Here is a 15,288-nt window from a genome sequence, read left to right on the forward strand (position 1 = left end):
GTTCAATGTCCCCGTTGACGCCAGCCGGCGCCGAGTTTGGAATCGCGGCCGCCATGCAGCGGTACGCGGTGAAAGTCGATGATCTCGATGTCCTGACGCGTGGCGTAGTGCATCAGTGCCAATGCGATCGCGGAGTCGCCGTGGCGTTTGCCGCCATCCTGCGATGTGCCCTTGGTATCGGGAACCCGCGCGACGCCGCGGATCATCTTGACCGAGCGCAGGTCGCCCAGCGTGTCCTTGTCGCGAGGGATACGGATCGTGTCATCTTCGAAGGCTATCTTGAGCCCGGGCATTTGTTCCCGATACCAGCTCTCGGTGAGCATGACGATCTCGATGCGGTTGTAGCCGTACTTCTGTGCCAGGGACTCTGCAACTGCATGGCCATTTCCACGGCCGTCCACGGCGCCTTTTACCAGTCCCGGCATGCGGTCCAGAATGAACTCCGCGATCTGCGTCTGCTGCTTGTGCGGAACGTTGCGCAGTTCCACCAGAAAAGGCACCTGGCGGACCAGTTTCTGGTCGACCTGACAGGGCGCCATGACGGTCAGGTCGCTGCTGCGGCCAAAGTCCTGTGCGAAGTAGCTGAGCAACGCGGCGTCAAGGGACTCGGTTGCAGGGCCGACATAGAACTCCAGCCACTCCTGCACTTCACGCCAGCGGTCATGATCCGAACGCTGCTCAAAGCCCACCGGACACGTCAGACGGAAAACCGGCCGGTCTTCCATGCGCGACTCGATCAATGACGTGGACAGCCACGCACCGCTGCCCTGGGACGGAATGACGTCCAGTTCTTCGGCGGCCGCGTCGCCGTAGAACGAGTAGGTTGACTGCCGCCATTGGTCCTGACCTTCAATCGTCCAGTGCTTGCCCTGGCGCTGCGCCACCCGGCGGTAGAGTCCGGCCGCGATCGCGTCGTCAAAGCTAATGCGGTGTATCGAGCCCGCGCGCTTGCCGGCGCGGATCTCATTGACCAGTTCGTTGAACGGGTTTTGGTCGCCGTTGTGCGTACTGATGATGCGGACTTGGCCGCCCCAGATGGTGAGTGCCATTGCCGCTTTGAGCAGCTCGCCGAGATCCTGATGGAACGCGGCCTCGTCGATCACGACGACACCTTGCTTGCCGCGCAGGTTGGCCGGGCGCGAGCTGAGCGCGACGATCCGGAATCCGCTGGCAAACCGGATGGTGTAGGTCTTGATCGCCTTTTCGTCGTTGCCGTCCTTGAATACCTCAACGCCCTCCTCGATTTCCTCGGCAGCCTCGTTGAACACACGCGCCCACATGGCACAGGCTTCGATGTACTCGATGGCCATGTCCATGTTGTAGCCGATGTAATACACATTCATGCCGCCGGCCACGGGCTGGCTGGCGGCCGTGAGCACGTTGTCACTGGCCTCCGCCCAGGTCAGGCCAATGCGGCGGGACTTCTCAGCCACTTTGAGCTGGGAGCGATCGGCGATCCACTCCGACTGGTAGCGCAGCAGGACGGCGTCGTCGAGCCGCTGCAGCTCATTGGCGATCGCAGCCGACAAGGGGCCGATCAGCGGCCCCTTGTCAGTCTTGCTGCGAGCCGTGCGCGCGCGCTTGGGTTTGGTGCCGGTCATGCGATCCCCAGAATCTTTTCGCGCATCACCTTGGCCGCCGAGTCACTGAGTCCGCCGTTGCGAACCTGCTTGGCCAGCTCCTCGCGCTGCGCGGCCAACATTTCTTCCCGCGCCGCGCGGCGAACTTCGCTGGCGTGTTTTTGCTGGCTGACGGCCGCGCGCGACAGGTCGGCAATCGCGCGAGTCAGTTTTGAAATGTCGACCTCTTCCGGGTCAATCTCCATGTCCAGGAGGACGCTGAAGATCTTCTCCTGGACAAGACGCGTCAGCGCCTGTCCCATCGCGCCCTCGGAGTCGGGAGATGCCTCGACGATCGCACGCGCCTGGTCGGTGGCAATCTTTAGCGCCGCGCATCGCTCCTCGAAACCCTGACCGAACCGGTGCAAGGACGATCGGGCAATTTCGAAGCCCTGTTCCGCCAGCCAGTCCGAGAGACCCTGATAGTCGGAGAATCCGGACTGGATTAGGCGCTGCTCAAGGGACTGACGGATGTCCTCGGGAAGCTGATGGACCTTCGAACGCGGGGGCATGGCTCAGTACCACTTGGCCGGGCGGGCAATGCCCGGCATGCAGTCGACCGTGTACTCCACGACGTCCACGCCGAATCGCGTCAGCGCAGCGGCCCAGACCGTGGACGAGAGATTGGCCAGCGTGACAAGCCGGCGGTCTTCGAGGTACTTCAGTTCGCGGCGCAGGCCGTTCGGGGTCAGCGACAGGGTCGCATCGTTGAGGGCCTGCAAAATGACAAGCTCCGACACTGCCATCGGGCGGCCGGAGTCCAGCACTTTGAGGATGCGCCAGCGCGCCTGTTCGCGGTGGGCTTTGTCGAGATCAATTTCGTGCATTGGTATTTCCGGCGGAAATGACAAGTTCTGCGAGCTTGTCGAGTTTGTGGTCAATCTGCGTGGAGAAACGGATCCAATCCTCGCGGCGGACATAGGCCAGCGGCAGCTCCTTGCAGATCCCTTGGAATTCGGTAATCAATACGGTGACGCGTTCGCGCTCCGTCAGAAAGTCCCTTGAAAGGGAGCTGTACTGCTGGTCTCGCGTCTGTGCGGCGGCGTTAAATTGCGTTTCAACACGCTTTTCAAATTGCGCGAGCAGGATTTTGCCGAAGGCCACAATGCTGCCGAGCCACGCGAGAATGAGGGTGACGACAATCGGCGTCGAGAGAACGATCTCAGTCACTGGCGCAGTCCTTCGTCGGAAGGTTGGTGCGCTTGAGCGCGGAGCAATACCAGCGACGTGCCGTTGCCTGCCACTCCTGGACCGACTCGACCAGCGCCGCGTGTGTCGCCCGGCAGTCGTGGTAGGCCGCCGTGACCGCATCGTGGTTGTCGAGCAGTTCCGGCAACGAGGACCCCGCAGCCAGGGGCAAGGGCGGACACAGCCGCATCGCGTTTTGCTGGGGTGGTGGCGGGGGCGCTTCCGGAACCGGTGGCGGCACCTTTATTGCTTTGGTTCCAGTGGCGCAAGATGTCGTCACCGAGATCCAAATAGCGTAGATCAGGATGCTGGCGAAGCAGCGACTCCAGAGACTGCTTTTGCTGTTGCTGGAATTTTTCGATCGCATGGCGTTGGGTTTCCAGTTGATTGGCGATGGACTCCATGCGACGCGCCGCTTCCTGTCGGCGTATCGATGCCGCAGCCGCGTCTGCCCGGAGGGCCTCCGCGGCGTCGCTGACTTGCCTGACCGCGTCGACCGCATCGTCGCGCTCTTTCTCTAGGAGGCGGCGTTCCGCACGCTCGACCTTGCCGGACATCCACTTGTAGGAGGCGTAGCCGCCCGATGCCGCACCGAGCGCCAGTGCCAGCAGCAACGCGCCGGCTGCGTAAGGCCACGCCTTGATCAGGACCGGGCTGGAGAGGTTCAGGCGCACGGCAGCAGTCGTTCCCAGCCGGCGTTGTAGTAACGCGGTTCCAGAACTGTCAGGATCCGGTGCGGGTACTCCGTGTTTTCCTTATGGGCCCAGCCAGCGCGGACGCGATAGGCCGCGACTGCCTTCCAGCTGTTGGGGTTCGCACCCTTTTCAAATGCCAGCTTGCGCTCGCGGTTGAGCCAGCCTTCGCCGCCGTTGTACGCACGAAGCATGAACGCCAGCCGGTCACACGTCGACAGCGGTGGCGTAGGCGCCGCGTAACGCGTCACGCGGCGGTACAGCCACGCGTCGTAGCAGGCATGTGCCCTAAGGGACCAAGCCGGATCCCACACATCTGGGGTACCAACGGCTGGGCAGACTTGCGGGAGCCACTTGGCCGTGGCCGGCGTGAACTGCGCGAGTCCCTGGGCGAACGCGGAAGCCGCCTTGGGATTCCAGGACGACTCCTGGTGGATCTGCGCGGCCAGCACCGTAATCGGTGGCGTCAGTCCAAAGTTGCGTACCGCCTCGCGTTCCAGCTGCAGACGGTACCGCGTGGAGTCGGCCGGCACCTGCGCATGCGCGGCGTTGCCGACGAGCGCGAGAGCCAGGGCGGCAAACAGGATCCTCACGGCAGCAGCGCCACCGCGACGATCGAAGCCGAGACGATCCATGCACGACGCTTCCACGCCGTGCCCCGCTCAACGCCCTGCAGCACGTGCGGGCGATCTTCCGGACGGAAGGTCAGACGGTCGGCCCAGTAGCCGACGTAAGCGCCCAGCGCCAGTTTGCTCAGACCCCAGATAGCCAAGCCGGCCTTGGCCGGGTTCAGCGTCAGGACGACGGCAAACGTGATGGCGAAGACCAGAAGCAGCGGCCACGCGCGGCCGAGATCCTTGAGGTAAAGGGAAAGGTAGTTCTTCATGCGTGCACCGCCCATTCATGGAAAATGAAATGGCGGGCACGAGGGACCGTCGCGACCCGCCCGGAGCCGCAACACACAAGTGGCTCCGTTGAGCCTAAAGTGTCACTTTAGAATGGGTGCTGACGCTGCTGACCTGCGTCACTCAATTGACGCGCTGATGATTCCAATGAGTGCCTTCCCTAAGTCCCAAGTAACATCCAGCGTGTAGATAAACGCGGCTAATGTCACCGTGTTGCAGGCAAGTGCAATCCAATCCTGCGCTGGCCACGCAGTCCCCTGATTGATCGACAGAGCCAATATTGCGACAGCCACAAGTGATAGCTGTTCCGCGAGTGAAAGCTTAATTTCCTTTACTGACTTCGCAAAAAAGGTCGCCCCCGATTTCAGACCTCGTTGCGCAGCCATTTCAATCAATTCACGTATTCGCGTCAAAACTAGCGCAATCGTCGTTACATTAAGCGCCAGCAACGCTACCTGCAATTGGACCAAATTATCTTTCAGAAAGGTTGAAAGAAACGCCGACCCAATCGTGCGCATGAAGAGCGTGACGACAAATGCCACCAATAGAAACTGAAGAGATTTCTTGAGGACTGATTTAATCATCGCCGAGTGTGAAATGGCCAAGTAGACTCTTAATGTTTTCCAGCGTACCGGTCGCCTCCAACTCCACATTCTCCAACTCTGCGGTTTGAATGCCCTGCTTGGTGCTAACCGTTTTTTTCATTGAACCGTATCGGACTTTAACCGTGATGGAGCCGCCACCCATTGAGGAGTACTCCACCAGACCGTTCAATATTTCGTTTTTTGGATCAAGCTTAAGCGCTGCATTGTGGTGGGACTCGATGTCATAGGTTGTCCTCACGGCATTTGTGGCCTTCGCAAAATCCTTGATATCGTCGCTGAGCACCTTTGACAGGTCCGACATGTTTGGCGTAACAATATCAAAACGGACCTGAACAATGCGGTTTTCGTACGTCTTTACGAGATTCCAAAAATCCGCAGCTTTTCGTATCGGTTCGAAGTGGGCTTGCAACTCCTTCTGATACAGCTTGTCATTCACGACCTCTGCAATTAATCGGATTGCGGTAGCAGTGGAGCTAAAGGCTTTTGCGCGGCGTTGCACTGCGATTATTTGCTCACTGTCCAACACAATTACATAAACCGATGGGTGGTCATCAACCTCAATGGACTCGAGGTCCTCGTTCTCCACTACAACAGTTTTATTTGTTGCGATTCTCAGCAGCAGGTCGTTTTTTGATTCCAGGTCAATCTTAAAAATTGCCGTCCGATCAGTTCCCCGCTGAGTCGTGTACTGATAACTCTTGGTTCCGGTAAGTGCCTCCCTAAAGTACCTATTCTTATTCGGAACTGTCTCCTGAGTTGAGACGCCGGGTGCCAACGGCAACTCATCGAATCGATCGATGGGAAGTATTTGATACCGATACAGGTCAAAAACGAGATGTGTCAAGTTCATTGGTCCCCAGCTGAAAGCAGTTTCGTTCAGCTAAGAATGTTCAAAATCAGCCGCCTCGTCAAATTAGCCCTCATCGAACATGTCGCGCTGCAGCTTGCGGATGTGCAGCTTCTGCTGGCGGTTGAGGATACGCCAGATGTGTCGGTGCGTCAGCTTGTACCGCTGCGCGAGATCCGGCACGTTGCCGCGGAACGCGTCGCGGAAGATGGCGGCGTCACGCACGGCCATCTCCAGCGTATCGCCGCGGGGGATGTACAGGCTCGCGCCGCCCATGTACTGAGCCAGCGCAAGCGTCGCAATCTGGGCGAGTTTAAACGCCTCTTCATCGCCTTTTCCGGCGCGTTTGAACGCGGCCTCCTGAACCTCAATGACGCGCACCAGCGTCTTGGCCCACGACTCCGTGGGGATGTCGTCGCCGGCGTCGAGGATCCGCGCGTCCATCGGGGTGTCCTGAAACAGATCGTCATTGCTGTCGGTCATTGGGATTGGCTCCGTTTACGGCGGTTGGCGTCCACCTGCAGCGCCACCATCAGCTTGTGCAGCTGCTCCGGTGACAGCCACTCCAGGCGGTCGGATTTGAACATGTGCTTGGCCATTGAATGGGCGTAGGCCCACTCACGGCCGGCGTCGGTCAGCAGCGCGCGGATCTTGCTCATGACGTCGTCGCGCTTGGAGTTCTTCGGCTCGCCCTTGAACACCCGGCGGCCGTCCTTGCGGTCGCGATCCTTGAATCCCAGACGGACCAGTTCCGCAATGACGTCGTTGCGCTGTGCGGTGGACATTTTGGCGGACGAGTCCAAACCTGTCACACGGCGAAGGAGACACCGATACGTGTCCTCGTCCAGCCCCAGTTGGGACTTGGCCATGTGGATGCGCACGAGCTGACTTTTGCGCGGATTCGGCTGGGCTCGACGTGCGCTCACCAGTAGCGCGCCTCGTCCAGGGTTTCAACAAATCGCATCCACGAGCGCAGCAGGGTGAACAGCAGCCATGCCAACACACCCGTCTCGACCAGCCCAAGGATTCGCGCCCAGCCGGTCAGCGGACCGGGCGGTGCGAGGACGACAAACAGCGCGAACTGCAGCGCAAGCACGATCCAGAGACCGCGGTTCATGAGGTCACCAGCTCGTCGATCTCGGAGATCGTGTTTCGGATCAGGGGATCGTAACGGCCGACGTCAAAATCCCGGTCGAACGCCTCCTCCGTCTTGCCGCTGGCAAAGTGCAGGTTAACGTCGACCTTGTGAGTCTTGGTGTTCCAGCTGATCGTGACGACCGCGCGGCCATCGTAGTGCTGGTGGTGGCGGGAACGCACGCGGACTCCCTCAATCGTGCGAACGGCCATCAGCGCGTCTCCTCCAGTTCGGTCTCGAACGGCTTGACGACAAAGTCTTCGGCATCGTCGTTGATCGTGATGCCCTTGACGACGACCGCCGCATCGCGGTCCGCCAGAATCGCCGACTTGTCGATCTCCTCCTTGGTCCGGATAAAGCGGTCGAGCTTCAGCGACTTCAGAGCGCCCAGCACGCCGTCGACGCCGCGGATGCTGACGCTCGCCGGCCGCTTGCGCCACGACAGCTCCCCGGTGGACAGCTTGACGGTCTTCAGCTTGCCCTTGAGCAGATCGTCCTTGTTGGCCTCGGCATAGATCTGCACGGCGGCAAAGTTGGCGTCGATGATGGCCTGCTGCGTTTGGCCGTCGTATTCGTACTTGGCGCGGATGACATTGAGATCATCGTTCATCTGCGCCTGGATGCGCTGGCGCTCACGTTGCGCGGCGCCGATACGGCCGACCATCTCCGCCGCTTCGTCGCGGTTCTTGGGCGCTTCGATCGCGCTGGCCTTGATGCGGGTTTTCTTGCTCATTACAGGTCCTTTAAAGGGGCTTTGAAGTGGGGTTGAGGGAACTGGCGGATAATGATGCGCGGCTGTGGATCGCGGGAGAGTTCGGCTTCGATGGCCACGACGACATAGCACTCGCCGGTTCGCTGCACGGCCTGTTCGGCGGCCGCCGTGGCGGCCTTCAGAGTTTGGCAGGGAGTACCGGACATCGCGATCGCATTGCGCAGCACCAAGTAGCGCGGGCGATCAGTGGAGCACATGCGATTCACCCTGCTTTGCATTCGGGATGTGTTCGACGGTTTCAATCAGAACGCCTCCAAACCTCGCGCGCAGAACACGGCGTGCGTATGGCATGCCAACGACCTGCTCACGCCGAGACGCGACCGGGATCGCATTGACTGGCATGCGGGCGACGAACAGCACCACGGGGTCGTTTACTGAGGTCGAGAAAGTGTGGCCGCCATGCACGGGAATTCCCTGGGCAACGAGGGCGTCTGCCGCTTCCGCAGCGGCGCGCAGACGATTCGCAATGTCATTCATTAGAGGTCCCTTTAGTCGTAGTGGATTGGAGTTGAAGGCCGAGCTGGCCGGCCAGATCGGGCAGCGCCACGTTTTTCAACGCGGCCACTTGTTCCAGTGACGTCATCGATCGCTGAAATAAGAACTCGCAGGTTTGGTCCAGTTCTGCGATGGAGGTGGCATAGAAGTAGCCCTCGCCAGGCGTGGCACAGATGGGCACCCCGTGCCGGCGCAGCTCGACGATCGCCGATCGCAGGTGCCGTTCCAGAGCGGCATCGCGCTTGCCGCCGCAGACTTCAAAGACCAGTTGCGAGGCGGTGGCCCCATTTGCGGCTCCGAGGTGACGATCCTGCAAAATCGCCAGCAGCTTGGCGTGGTCGATCTCCATCTCAGTTGCCTCCCTGTAGGCCGAGCCCTTGACGGACGCGGCAAATGTGCCGCGCGGCGGCATTCAGCGCGTCGAGCGCCATCCCTACTTCAATGGCTAAGGGATCGGCCGGATCCTGGCGCTCCAATGATTCCAACACCTGCGACAGCTCGTGCTCGGCGCAGACCATCGCGTTGGCATTGGCGGTGAGGTGCTGATGCACCTTGCTCATGTCGAGATTCATGCAACGGTCTCCGACGAGGTTACGGCGAGTAAGGCGCGAAACGCAGGCCGAATGCAGGTGCGCGCATCCTCGGCGAGCCAGTATGAAAAAGGTTCACTGAGAGGATCTAGTGGCCTATCCACACGCACGGCATCCGTCTGCCGACGGTTCGATGCCTGTCCAGGACGCAAGTGAGCAGTAAAATACTCGGCAATGGCAATCCAGCAGGTCGAGGCATTGCCATTGAGAACCGTTCTTCCGGTGCGTTGAATCAAGCCACGACGACACAACGAAGACAGCAGGTAGTTTGCTGTGGCACTGGACAATTCGAGCTCAGTGCGAGCGACGGTCGTAGAAACACCCGGGTGTGCCTTGACATACTCAAATGCGCGCTGCATTGGTGTTATGAAGCTCAAGCCGTCGCTCGCCGGCTCTGCGCTACTCCACAAGAACACGCTGCGCGTGCAGTTGTGTCCGTAGTGCTCCTTCCGTGTCACCTTGCCGCAGCGGTACAGCCATGTGAGTGCCACTCTTAGCGCGTGATAGTCATCGGACGAATCGCAATCGCATAGCGTGCGAAGTTCCGAAGTGAGTGCCGGCCCATCTTCAAGCACGGAAAGAATCGCATTGCTGAGGCTGACGTTCGCATTCATTCGAACAGCCCCAGTTCCTTCGCGGCCCGATTCAGGTCACTGCAGCACATGGCTTTACCGCGCGCATTCGCATAGTTGGTGGCCAGTGAGAAGCACTTGTTGAGCGAGCGGAGCGCCCCCGGCTTCTTGCCGATGTCGCGTGCGTGGGCGCGGCACTTCTCGTCAGTGAATCCCCAGGCGTCGATGATCGCGTCAATGTCCGGCTGCAGCGAGGACTTGATGTGGACTCGCATGCCCACGCGGGATGAAAGGCGATCGAGATATGCGCCCTTGCTGCCGGCCGTGAACTGGCTGGCGACAAACACGTTGCCGCACAGGACCATGCCAATGTCCAGACTGTCGGTGAAGTAGCGCAGCTGCTCCAGGGCGACCACGCCCAGGTGCTGCGCCTCGTCAATGACCAGCAGGCCGCGCGTACCGGCCATGCGCTTGACGATCTCGCGCTGCAGCGCGGCGCGGTTGCGCACGTAGCCCACAATGCCGACGGCACTGGCGATCTCTTCCAGCAGGCTCATGACCGACGAGGTGGCGGGCGAGATCTGCAGATGCCAGACGTTGGGATGGGTGCGCTGGTAGTGAATGATCGTCGACGTCTTACCCACCCCAGCCCCGCCGTACACGAGCACTATGTCGCCTGCGGAGCGCGCGTAATCCAGCGCACCGGAGATCCGCTTGGCCGTCGGCGTCATGATGAAATCGGGGGCGGTCGGCATGTCGCCGCGCTGCTTGCGCTGCAGGTAGTCGGCGACCCACTTTTGCACGGCCGCGACCAGCTTGTCGGTTCGGGCGCCGTACTTCCCCGACATCCACTGGCTGAGCGTGGACGAGGCAATGCCGACCTGACGCGCGAGTTCGCTCTGCGTCATCTCTTCGGCCTGCATGATGGTGTCGACCTGGGCACGCAGATGCTGCTCGTCAGTCACGGTCACTTCGACCTCGGGACGGATGGGAGTTACGACATGGGAAGGAGTTTTGTTCATGCGCTGCTGCTCTTTGGACGGAAAGGGAGGGTAGATATATCGGCACGTCGGAATTGAGCGCCACATTGGCGGACTGCTGTCACGACGCGACGGCTTCGCGAGTTCGGCGGCGACCAGTGCGCCAGGCGCCTTCAACCGTCGATGGGAATATCGTTCGAGGTCACGCGCAGCGGATCCAAATGGGATCGGGGCACAGGGATGTGAGGCCCTAAATTCGGTCATGGCGCGTAAACGCGCGCCGGGGCGTCCATCAGTTCTCATCGTCGTAATTCCAGCTATTGGCGCGATCGGCGTTTGCAGCCATCTGTGCATAAATCTCGGACAGGTCGTCTTCGATCGGCGCGTCGTCCGTACCGGTGCGTTGCAGCGGAACGACCGCGGCGTGCCGACGCATGGCAAACGGTGCGACCACGTTGCTGACCGGTGCGTCCGGTTGCGGTGCGTCGGGCTGCATGGCCGCGACCTGTGCGACCGTGAGTTTGATTTCGGCGTCGGCCATCTTGCGCGTCGCATGGCGTAACTGACGGCGGGCGCGGGCAATCTGTTGCGCTCCCTCCTCCGACAAGACCGGCGTATCCGACAGCAGTGGCGCTTCCACCATCCATGTGCCGGTGACGCTGTAGATCTGCACCGGTCGATCCAGATGGTCGGGATCAAACCGTGCATGCACCTGCATGCCCAGGAACTCGACCATCTCCGAGCTCCAGTAGCGGTTGCCAAACAGTGTCAGCGAACCGTCACGCGAGCTCAGCTTGCGCAGTTTGGTGGACAACAGCAGATCGGCCAGCTGTGCACCCGTCGCTTTGACGATCGGCGACACGGCGTAGCTCTCTGCAAACACCTGATCAAAACTCCGGCCGCGGGCGACCGCCGAGCGGCGGCCAGTGCGGGCATTGTGCAGCGTGACTTCGCGTTCGAGCACACTCACGAACGTATCGAGGTCCACGGCGGCCGACTGGTAGTTTTCGGGCTTGGCGTCCGGTTTGTTGCCTGTGTAGGCGCCCGAAAAATCGACCGACTTGGCAATGGTCTCGCACAGATCGCGCCACGCACGTTCGATCGGCTTGGCCTGGCCGTGATACGGCGTCGCCCAGATAACGTCACAGCCAAGGCGCACCAGCAGGCCCTTGGGATCCTCTTCCTTGACGGTGAAGCGGAACCGGTTCGGGGTGCCGCCGGTGTTGCTCTTGGATGCGAAAGCACGGCCGTTGTCCAGCAGCACCTTGCGCGGGATGCCGTAGCGTTCGACGAGGTCACGGAATGCCAGCTGCACCAGCTGCGTCGATTCAGTGCTCGCCACGCGGTAAGCGAGCAGCTTGCCGCTGTACATGTCCTGCACACCGAGCAGAATCGGCCGTGCGATCGTGCCGTCCGGCCAGCGCACGAACACGTCGAACTTGTGGCCGTCGGCGTTGACCATTTCCATTGCATGCAGCGAGGACTTGTCACGGCGCTGCGAGGGAATGATGTCGCTGAGCGCGTCGGCGCCCTGGCGTTTGAGCACGACGACCGTGTTGGGGAGGTCCTTAACGCGGCGTTGAAACGTCTTCAACGAGGGCAACGTCCAGCCGCGCTGCGCAGCAATGCGCAGCAGCCGGTTGTAGCAGGCAGCCATCGTCGGTTGTTCCGGCCGCAGATAGTCGGCCTTGAAGATTTCCCATGCCTCGGGCTCGATGTCGGCAACTGACACGCGTCCGGTGTATCGGGGGATCAGAAGTGCGGGCCAGTGCGCTGACGGGTAGCCTTTGACGTCCGACTCCCAACGCGCGATCGTAGCCGCTGAGATCGGGTGACCGTCGGCGGATTCGGCGGCGGCCACCAGCTGCCGCGCGGTCATCAGCGACGTGCCGTTGCGACGCAGGGCGCGGACCGAGCGGAGTACGCCTGCGCGCCGGTCCGCGGCGAGGCGCAGCGACTCCGGAGACCGGCGGTATGTTTCCCATGCCGCCCTCTCTTCGAGCGCACGCTCTTCGACGACGTCGCGGACGTGATCAGGCAGTTCAAGCAGTGGCTTGGCGAGTGCAACCTGCGTAACTTGCGGAAGCGAGCTTAGAGCGAAAAGTTTGCCGCCGCCTTGATCCTTTCGGGCGATGTACTTCCACCCCTGATTTGCGGCCGCTTTTCGAACGCCTCGTTCTGACGTCGGCATGCCCGGACGACCCGCCAGTTCGGCGGTCGAGTACCAGCGTTCGTTCGGTGAGTTCCCGTCAGCCATTGGCCGCCCTCTTCTTCATCTGTTTCAGGCTGCGGATCTCCTCACGCAGCTGGTCCATTTCGGCCTGGGCGCGCACAATTTCCGCGTCCACAATGTCCGATCCCCAAAGGACACGACCGCCGAGTTTGAGCACCGGCCATTCGCTGAGTTCGCGGGCCGATGCCACACAGTCCATCGCCGGCACTTTCCAGAGCGGCAGGTTGCAATCTTCTCGGGCAACCGAGGTGTAGCTGTCGAGCACGAGCTTGGAAGTCTCGACGTCAGTGAGCTCGCTGACGCGGGCTGCAAATTCGTATCGGGTGCCGGTCAACGGATGCGCGGCGTTGGCCGCGTAATCCTTGAGCAGCTTGCTGACCAGCAACGCAACTTCGCCGCGGTAGTCCATGCTGCCGAGCGGCGGCAGCGGTGTCGCTTTCAATCCGGGGAACAAGTCACCGGTGAGGGTGTCGCCACGCTTAAGCACGCGCCACCCCCACCGCCACCTGGCCACGGTCGCACTGGTCGAGGAGTAATGCCACTGCGTGGCCACCAGCTCCCGTGCTGCCGGTGTTTTCGCGCGGATGAACGCGGGGCACGAACCGGCCAATCCCCACCCGTTGAGCCCGGGTCAGGCATGTGAAATACGAGGGGGAGCCCTCCTCTGGGTTACGCTGGAAGCTCTCACACAAACCAGCCCCAAAGGAGGGCAAAAAGATGAACGACGAGAAATTGGCAGGACAGCACTTGGCGATAGTCGCGGCAATCCAAGGCCTAATGAACGCCACAGGCGCAGGGTCGAGTGTCCGGGATTCAGTCACGCTGCATAAGGTGACGGCACCGATGTCGTTGAAATCAAATGCCGAATTCATCGCAGGCATCAATGAGGTGCTGCAAAACTTGGGACTGGATCCGCTGGATTGAAGCTTTAGCTGGGGTCCGCGCTGTCGCGCTCCATCCGTTCTGTTTCTTGCAAGCGTTTCATGAGGAAGTGATAGTTGCGCGCGTCGATTTCCTGTTGGGTATCGGCCATCACCCAGCGGAATAGCCGGACGATTGGACGAAGCGCACAGCGAAGCGGCAGCCGAACTAAATCGATGCTCATTGGAATGTCCTATGTTGATGTTTGATTCGGCCCGCTCCACGAGAGAACGTCGGGATGGGGATTTGGCGGCGCCCATTTCTATCAGGCGACCTTCGTTTGCGGATTGCCAGATATGCTGTGGCTGGTAAACTCATCACTGGGCTTTTTCATGCCCAGCTGCACGGCAATTTCGTGCGCCTGGCCGAAGTTGGCCTTGAGTTGTCCGTTGAGGACGCGGTACACCGTCTCGCGCCGGTAGCCCCGCTGTTCTGCCCACTGCGTGACCGTTATTCCCGACGCCCGGATCCGGGCTTTTGCCTCATTTGAATTTAGAACTGGAGATTTTCCTGACATTTTTCAGATCCCTACGTGAACGGCTTAAAGGGTTTAGATAGGCGTCCCATCTAAAACCAATATTCCCACATCTGGGATTAATGTCAACTACTTTTGGGAGTTTTTTTCTAGTTCCGACTTCTTTTACAACTACATCTGGGATTAAATGGCAAAAAAACGAACAATATCAGTAGGTTACGAGATAGCCTCTAATAGCACTCTCGGTTCCGACTTAGTTCCGACTTCTGCCAGAGAACTCGGAACTCGATTGGCTGCGCTCGCAAAAGTGGTAGGGACACGCCCAGAAGCGGCAAAGGCGGCGGGTGTAGCACCCTCATCGCTACAGCGGTATATCAGCGGGGAGAATATGCCTCCGCTGGACGTGGCCGCGCGACTTTGCCACGCAGCGAATGCGTCACTAGAGTGGCTTGCAACTGGTGCCGGCCCTCAAAATGCGTCACAACTCGGTCTCCCGGCCGATTCTCAAACCGTGAGAACCGAGGACCTGATAATTGCTATGAATCTCGCCGACGAGGCACTTTCAGGCCGCACGCTGCGTCGTGAGAGCTACGCAAAGCTGGTAGCCCTCATTTATGACGCCATCACGAATGGACTCCCCGAGGCGCAGATTCTGAAGTTTGCCGTGCCGGCATCTAAAGGCTTAGAGGACTGATCAGGGAGACAAATGGCGGACCAGCGGTGGGTGGCCCAAGTACGGGATTTGCTGAGGGACAGTGTGCCGGTTGAGCACCAAACCCCTTATTTACAAGGGGATTCAAGCGAATACGCGCCGCCTGCGCGCCGCTCCTACGACGTCGCCGAGATCGACCGGATTGCCACCTGGTACGGGCTGCAGCGTGAGATCACCTGGACGCTGGCCGCTGCCGACGTCAGGCGCGTCGAGGATCTGAGTGGGGATCAGCTCGCCCAGCTGCGTCGCCGCCTGCGCCAACTGGAGGACTGTCTTCAGAACGGCCTTGGGCCGCCGGACGCCCCGCCTGGCATTTGAAGGTTTGAAGGGGATTTAAACGCTTTTTGCCGCCGCGTTGAATTTTGCAAACCATGTGTCCCAAAACGGCTGAAACGCCGATTTGTTTGCAAACCATAATTGCCGCCTAATTTTTACCGCCACATGCCTGATAAGGCTCAACAGTGGGCTCCGTCCCGTGTTAACCCACGTTATTTAAGTTCTTCCCACATTGTGCAAACCATGTGTCCCCGCACAGTGCGCCTTCGTC

27 protein-coding genes and 1 pseudogene are annotated in these 15,288 nt (G+C 60.3%); 4 read left to right on the forward strand and 24 right to left on the reverse strand.

The window, feature by feature from the left end:
• Nucleotides 1-2: 2 nt before the first annotated feature.
• The 22 genes from V3390_RS00165 to V3390_RS00270 form a co-directional block, all read right to left on the reverse strand.
• Nucleotides 3-1,601: a hypothetical protein gene (locus V3390_RS00165; protein ID WP_331702841.1), complete on the reverse strand. Its 1,599-nt coding sequence runs from the start codon at nt 1,599-1,601 to the stop codon at nt 3-5.
• Nucleotides 1,598-2,131 (reverse strand): DUF3486 family protein, encoded by a 534-nt coding sequence (locus V3390_RS00170; protein ID WP_331702842.1) that lies wholly within the window; start codon nt 2,129-2,131, stop codon nt 1,598-1,600. The genes V3390_RS00165 and V3390_RS00170 overlap by 4 nt, the downstream gene beginning before the upstream one ends.
• Before the next feature lie 3 nt (nt 2,132-2,134).
• Nucleotides 2,135-2,446: a hypothetical protein gene (locus V3390_RS00175; protein ID WP_331702843.1), complete on the reverse strand. Its 312-nt coding sequence runs from the start codon at nt 2,444-2,446 to the stop codon at nt 2,135-2,137.
• Nucleotides 2,433-2,789, reverse strand: coding sequence for a protein kinase family protein (locus V3390_RS00180; RefSeq protein ID WP_331702844.1), 357 nt, complete (start codon nt 2,787-2,789; stop codon nt 2,433-2,435). The genes V3390_RS00175 and V3390_RS00180 overlap by 14 nt, the downstream gene beginning before the upstream one ends.
• Nucleotides 2,786-3,481 (reverse strand): hypothetical protein, encoded by a 696-nt coding sequence (locus V3390_RS00185; RefSeq protein WP_331702845.1) that lies wholly within the window; start codon nt 3,479-3,481, stop codon nt 2,786-2,788. The genes V3390_RS00180 and V3390_RS00185 overlap by 4 nt, the downstream gene beginning before the upstream one ends.
• Entirely contained in the window at nt 3,472-4,134 is a 663-nt protein-coding gene (locus V3390_RS00190) for a transglycosylase SLT domain-containing protein (RefSeq protein WP_331702846.1), read from the reverse strand. The genes V3390_RS00185 and V3390_RS00190 overlap by 10 nt, the downstream gene beginning before the upstream one ends.
• Nucleotides 4,089-4,385: a putative holin gene (locus V3390_RS00195; protein WP_331702847.1), complete on the reverse strand. Its 297-nt coding sequence runs from the start codon at nt 4,383-4,385 to the stop codon at nt 4,089-4,091. The genes V3390_RS00190 and V3390_RS00195 overlap by 46 nt, the downstream gene beginning before the upstream one ends.
• Nucleotides 4,386-4,523: 138 nt before the next feature.
• A complete protein-coding gene (locus V3390_RS00200) occupies nt 4,524-5,009 on the reverse strand; it encodes a hypothetical protein (RefSeq protein WP_331702848.1) in 486 nt (161 codons plus the stop codon).
• The gene (locus tag V3390_RS00205) at nt 4,981-5,859 is read right to left on the reverse strand and encodes a hypothetical protein (RefSeq protein WP_331702849.1); all 879 of its coding nucleotides are present in this window, start codon (nt 5,857-5,859) and stop codon (nt 4,981-4,983) included. The genes V3390_RS00200 and V3390_RS00205 overlap by 29 nt, the downstream gene beginning before the upstream one ends.
• Nucleotides 5,860-5,922: 63 nt before the next feature.
• A complete protein-coding gene (locus V3390_RS00210) occupies nt 5,923-6,339 on the reverse strand; it encodes a Mor transcription activator family protein (RefSeq protein WP_331702850.1) in 417 nt (138 codons plus the stop codon).
• On the reverse strand, nt 6,336-6,725 hold the full coding sequence (locus tag V3390_RS00215; RefSeq protein WP_331703611.1) for a gp16 family protein: 390 nt from the start codon (nt 6,723-6,725) through the stop codon (nt 6,336-6,338). Before V3390_RS00215 ends, V3390_RS00210 begins: the two co-directional genes overlap by 4 nt.
• A 53-nt stretch (nt 6,726-6,778) precedes the next feature.
• A complete protein-coding gene (locus V3390_RS00220; protein WP_331702851.1) occupies nt 6,779-6,973 on the reverse strand; it encodes a hypothetical protein in 195 nt (64 codons plus the stop codon).
• On the reverse strand, nt 6,970-7,203 hold the full coding sequence (locus V3390_RS00225; RefSeq protein ID WP_331702852.1) for a hypothetical protein: 234 nt from the start codon (nt 7,201-7,203) through the stop codon (nt 6,970-6,972). The genes V3390_RS00220 and V3390_RS00225 overlap by 4 nt, the downstream gene beginning before the upstream one ends.
• Nucleotides 7,203-7,724, reverse strand: a complete 522-nt coding sequence (locus V3390_RS00230; protein ID WP_331702853.1) for a host-nuclease inhibitor Gam family protein — start codon at nt 7,722-7,724, stop codon at nt 7,203-7,205. Before V3390_RS00230 ends, V3390_RS00225 begins: the two co-directional genes overlap by 1 nt.
• Nucleotides 7,724-7,960, reverse strand: a complete 237-nt coding sequence (locus V3390_RS00235) for a hypothetical protein (protein ID WP_331702854.1) — start codon at nt 7,958-7,960, stop codon at nt 7,724-7,726. The genes V3390_RS00230 and V3390_RS00235 overlap by 1 nt, the downstream gene beginning before the upstream one ends.
• Complete coding sequence (locus V3390_RS00240; RefSeq protein ID WP_331702855.1) at nt 7,947-8,240, reverse strand: hypothetical protein; 294 nt, start codon at nt 8,238-8,240, stop codon at nt 7,947-7,949. The genes V3390_RS00235 and V3390_RS00240 overlap by 14 nt, the downstream gene beginning before the upstream one ends.
• Entirely contained in the window at nt 8,233-8,607 is a 375-nt protein-coding gene (locus tag V3390_RS00245) for a hypothetical protein (RefSeq protein ID WP_331702856.1), read from the reverse strand. The genes V3390_RS00240 and V3390_RS00245 overlap by 8 nt, the downstream gene beginning before the upstream one ends.
• Before the next feature lies 1 nt (nt 8,608).
• Complete coding sequence (locus tag V3390_RS00250) at nt 8,609-8,830, reverse strand: hypothetical protein (protein ID WP_331702857.1); 222 nt, start codon at nt 8,828-8,830, stop codon at nt 8,609-8,611.
• A complete protein-coding gene (locus tag V3390_RS00255) occupies nt 8,827-9,462 on the reverse strand; it encodes a MarR family transcriptional regulator (RefSeq protein WP_331702858.1) in 636 nt (211 codons plus the stop codon). Before V3390_RS00255 ends, V3390_RS00250 begins: the two co-directional genes overlap by 4 nt.
• Nucleotides 9,459-10,442, reverse strand: coding sequence for an AAA family ATPase (locus V3390_RS00260; RefSeq protein ID WP_331702859.1), 984 nt, complete (start codon nt 10,440-10,442; stop codon nt 9,459-9,461). Before V3390_RS00260 ends, V3390_RS00255 begins: the two co-directional genes overlap by 4 nt.
• 250 nt (nt 10,443-10,692) lie before the next feature.
• Nucleotides 10,693-12,657 (reverse strand): transposase domain-containing protein, encoded by a 1,965-nt coding sequence (locus tag V3390_RS00265; protein ID WP_331702860.1) that lies wholly within the window; start codon nt 12,655-12,657, stop codon nt 10,693-10,695.
• A complete protein-coding gene (locus V3390_RS00270; RefSeq protein ID WP_331702861.1) occupies nt 12,650-13,243 on the reverse strand; it encodes a hypothetical protein in 594 nt (197 codons plus the stop codon). Before V3390_RS00270 ends, V3390_RS00265 begins: the two co-directional genes overlap by 8 nt.
• Before the next feature lie 107 nt (nt 13,244-13,350).
• On the opposite strand from V3390_RS00270, the gene V3390_RS00275 reads away from it, so the two are divergent.
• Nucleotides 13,351-13,557 (forward strand): hypothetical protein, encoded by a 207-nt coding sequence (locus V3390_RS00275; RefSeq protein ID WP_331702862.1) that lies wholly within the window; start codon nt 13,351-13,353, stop codon nt 13,555-13,557.
• Between the two features lie 4 nt (nt 13,558-13,561).
• Here the strand turns inward: V3390_RS00275 and V3390_RS00280 are convergent, their stop codons facing one another.
• Together V3390_RS00280 and V3390_RS00285 are read right to left on the reverse strand one after the other, a co-directional pair.
• On the reverse strand, nt 13,562-13,738 hold the full coding sequence (locus tag V3390_RS00280; protein WP_331702863.1) for a hypothetical protein: 177 nt from the start codon (nt 13,736-13,738) through the stop codon (nt 13,562-13,564).
• Nucleotides 13,739-13,819: 81 nt separating this feature from the next.
• Nucleotides 13,820-14,071: a DNA-binding protein gene (locus tag V3390_RS00285; protein WP_331702864.1), complete on the reverse strand. Its 252-nt coding sequence runs from the start codon at nt 14,069-14,071 to the stop codon at nt 13,820-13,822.
• A gap of 145 nt (nt 14,072-14,216) precedes the next feature.
• Between V3390_RS00285 and V3390_RS10205 the strand changes: the two are divergent.
• From V3390_RS10205 to V3390_RS00295, 3 genes and pseudogenes are all read left to right on the forward strand, one after another.
• Nucleotides 14,217-14,468, forward strand: a pseudogene (locus V3390_RS10205) (helix-turn-helix domain-containing protein); the annotation flags it as partial.
• A gap of 99 nt (nt 14,469-14,567) precedes the next feature.
• Nucleotides 14,568-14,723 carry a hypothetical protein gene (locus V3390_RS00290; RefSeq protein WP_331702865.1) on the forward strand — a complete coding sequence of 52 codons (156 nt, stop codon included), beginning with the start codon at nt 14,568-14,570 and terminating at the stop codon, nt 14,721-14,723.
• A gap of 12 nt (nt 14,724-14,735) precedes the next feature.
• Entirely contained in the window at nt 14,736-15,059 is a 324-nt protein-coding gene (locus V3390_RS00295; protein WP_331702866.1) for a hypothetical protein, read from the forward strand.
• The last annotated feature ends 229 nt before the right edge of the window (nt 15,060-15,288 follow it).

Source organism: Aquilutibacter rugosus (assembly GCF_036541335.1).
In the GTDB taxonomy this organism is placed as follows: domain Bacteria; phylum Pseudomonadota; class Gammaproteobacteria; order Xanthomonadales; family Xanthomonadaceae; genus Aquilutibacter; species Aquilutibacter rugosus.

What these genes read in the sequence shown, in the direction of transcription:
- V3390_RS00165 (WP_331702841.1), bottom strand. Translation starts at nt 1,601, where the DNA reads ATGACCGGCACCAAACCCAAGCGCGCGCGCACGGCTCGCAGCAAGACT.
- V3390_RS00170 (WP_331702842.1), bottom strand. Translation starts at nt 2,131, where the DNA reads ATGCCCCCGCGTTCGAAGGTCCATCAGCTTCCCGAGGACATCCGTCAG.
- V3390_RS00175 (WP_331702843.1), bottom strand. Translation starts at nt 2,446, where the DNA reads ATGCACGAAATTGATCTCGACAAAGCCCACCGCGAACAGGCGCGCTGG.
- V3390_RS00190 (WP_331702846.1), bottom strand. Translation starts at nt 4,134, where the DNA reads ATGGATCGTCTCGGCTTCGATCGTCGCGGTGGCGCTGCTGCCGTGAGG.
- V3390_RS00195 (WP_331702847.1), bottom strand. Translation starts at nt 4,385, where the DNA reads ATGAAGAACTACCTTTCCCTTTACCTCAAGGATCTCGGCCGCGCGTGG.
- V3390_RS00205 (WP_331702849.1), bottom strand. Translation starts at nt 5,859, where the DNA reads ATGAACTTGACACATCTCGTTTTTGACCTGTATCGGTATCAAATACTT.
- V3390_RS00210 (WP_331702850.1), bottom strand. Translation starts at nt 6,339, where the DNA reads ATGACCGACAGCAATGACGATCTGTTTCAGGACACCCCGATGGACGCG.
- V3390_RS00215 (WP_331703611.1), bottom strand. Translation starts at nt 6,725, where the DNA reads ATGGCCAAGTCCCAACTGGGGCTGGACGAGGACACGTATCGGTGTCTC.
- V3390_RS00220 (WP_331702851.1), bottom strand. Translation starts at nt 6,973, where the DNA reads ATGAACCGCGGTCTCTGGATCGTGCTTGCGCTGCAGTTCGCGCTGTTT.
- V3390_RS00225 (WP_331702852.1), bottom strand. Translation starts at nt 7,203, where the DNA reads ATGGCCGTTCGCACGATTGAGGGAGTCCGCGTGCGTTCCCGCCACCAC.
- V3390_RS00230 (WP_331702853.1), bottom strand. Translation starts at nt 7,724, where the DNA reads ATGAGCAAGAAAACCCGCATCAAGGCCAGCGCGATCGAAGCGCCCAAG.
- V3390_RS00235 (WP_331702854.1), bottom strand. Translation starts at nt 7,960, where the DNA reads ATGTGCTCCACTGATCGCCCGCGCTACTTGGTGCTGCGCAATGCGATC.
- V3390_RS00240 (WP_331702855.1), bottom strand. Translation starts at nt 8,240, where the DNA reads ATGAATGACATTGCGAATCGTCTGCGCGCCGCTGCGGAAGCGGCAGAC.
- V3390_RS00245 (WP_331702856.1), bottom strand. Translation starts at nt 8,607, where the DNA reads ATGGAGATCGACCACGCCAAGCTGCTGGCGATTTTGCAGGATCGTCAC.
- V3390_RS00250 (WP_331702857.1), bottom strand. Translation starts at nt 8,830, where the DNA reads ATGAATCTCGACATGAGCAAGGTGCATCAGCACCTCACCGCCAATGCC.
- V3390_RS00255 (WP_331702858.1), bottom strand. Translation starts at nt 9,462, where the DNA reads ATGAATGCGAACGTCAGCCTCAGCAATGCGATTCTTTCCGTGCTTGAA.
- V3390_RS00260 (WP_331702859.1), bottom strand. Translation starts at nt 10,442, where the DNA reads ATGAACAAAACTCCTTCCCATGTCGTAACTCCCATCCGTCCCGAGGTC.
- V3390_RS00265 (WP_331702860.1), bottom strand. Translation starts at nt 12,657, where the DNA reads ATGGCTGACGGGAACTCACCGAACGAACGCTGGTACTCGACCGCCGAA.
- V3390_RS00275 (WP_331702862.1), top strand. Translation starts at nt 13,351, where the DNA reads ATGAACGACGAGAAATTGGCAGGACAGCACTTGGCGATAGTCGCGGCA.
- V3390_RS00280 (WP_331702863.1), bottom strand. Translation starts at nt 13,738, where the DNA reads ATGAGCATCGATTTAGTTCGGCTGCCGCTTCGCTGTGCGCTTCGTCCA.
- V3390_RS00285 (WP_331702864.1), bottom strand. Translation starts at nt 14,071, where the DNA reads ATGTCAGGAAAATCTCCAGTTCTAAATTCAAATGAGGCAAAAGCCCGG.
- V3390_RS00290 (WP_331702865.1), top strand. Translation starts at nt 14,568, where the DNA reads ATGAATCTCGCCGACGAGGCACTTTCAGGCCGCACGCTGCGTCGTGAG.
- V3390_RS00295 (WP_331702866.1), top strand. Translation starts at nt 14,736, where the DNA reads ATGGCGGACCAGCGGTGGGTGGCCCAAGTACGGGATTTGCTGAGGGAC.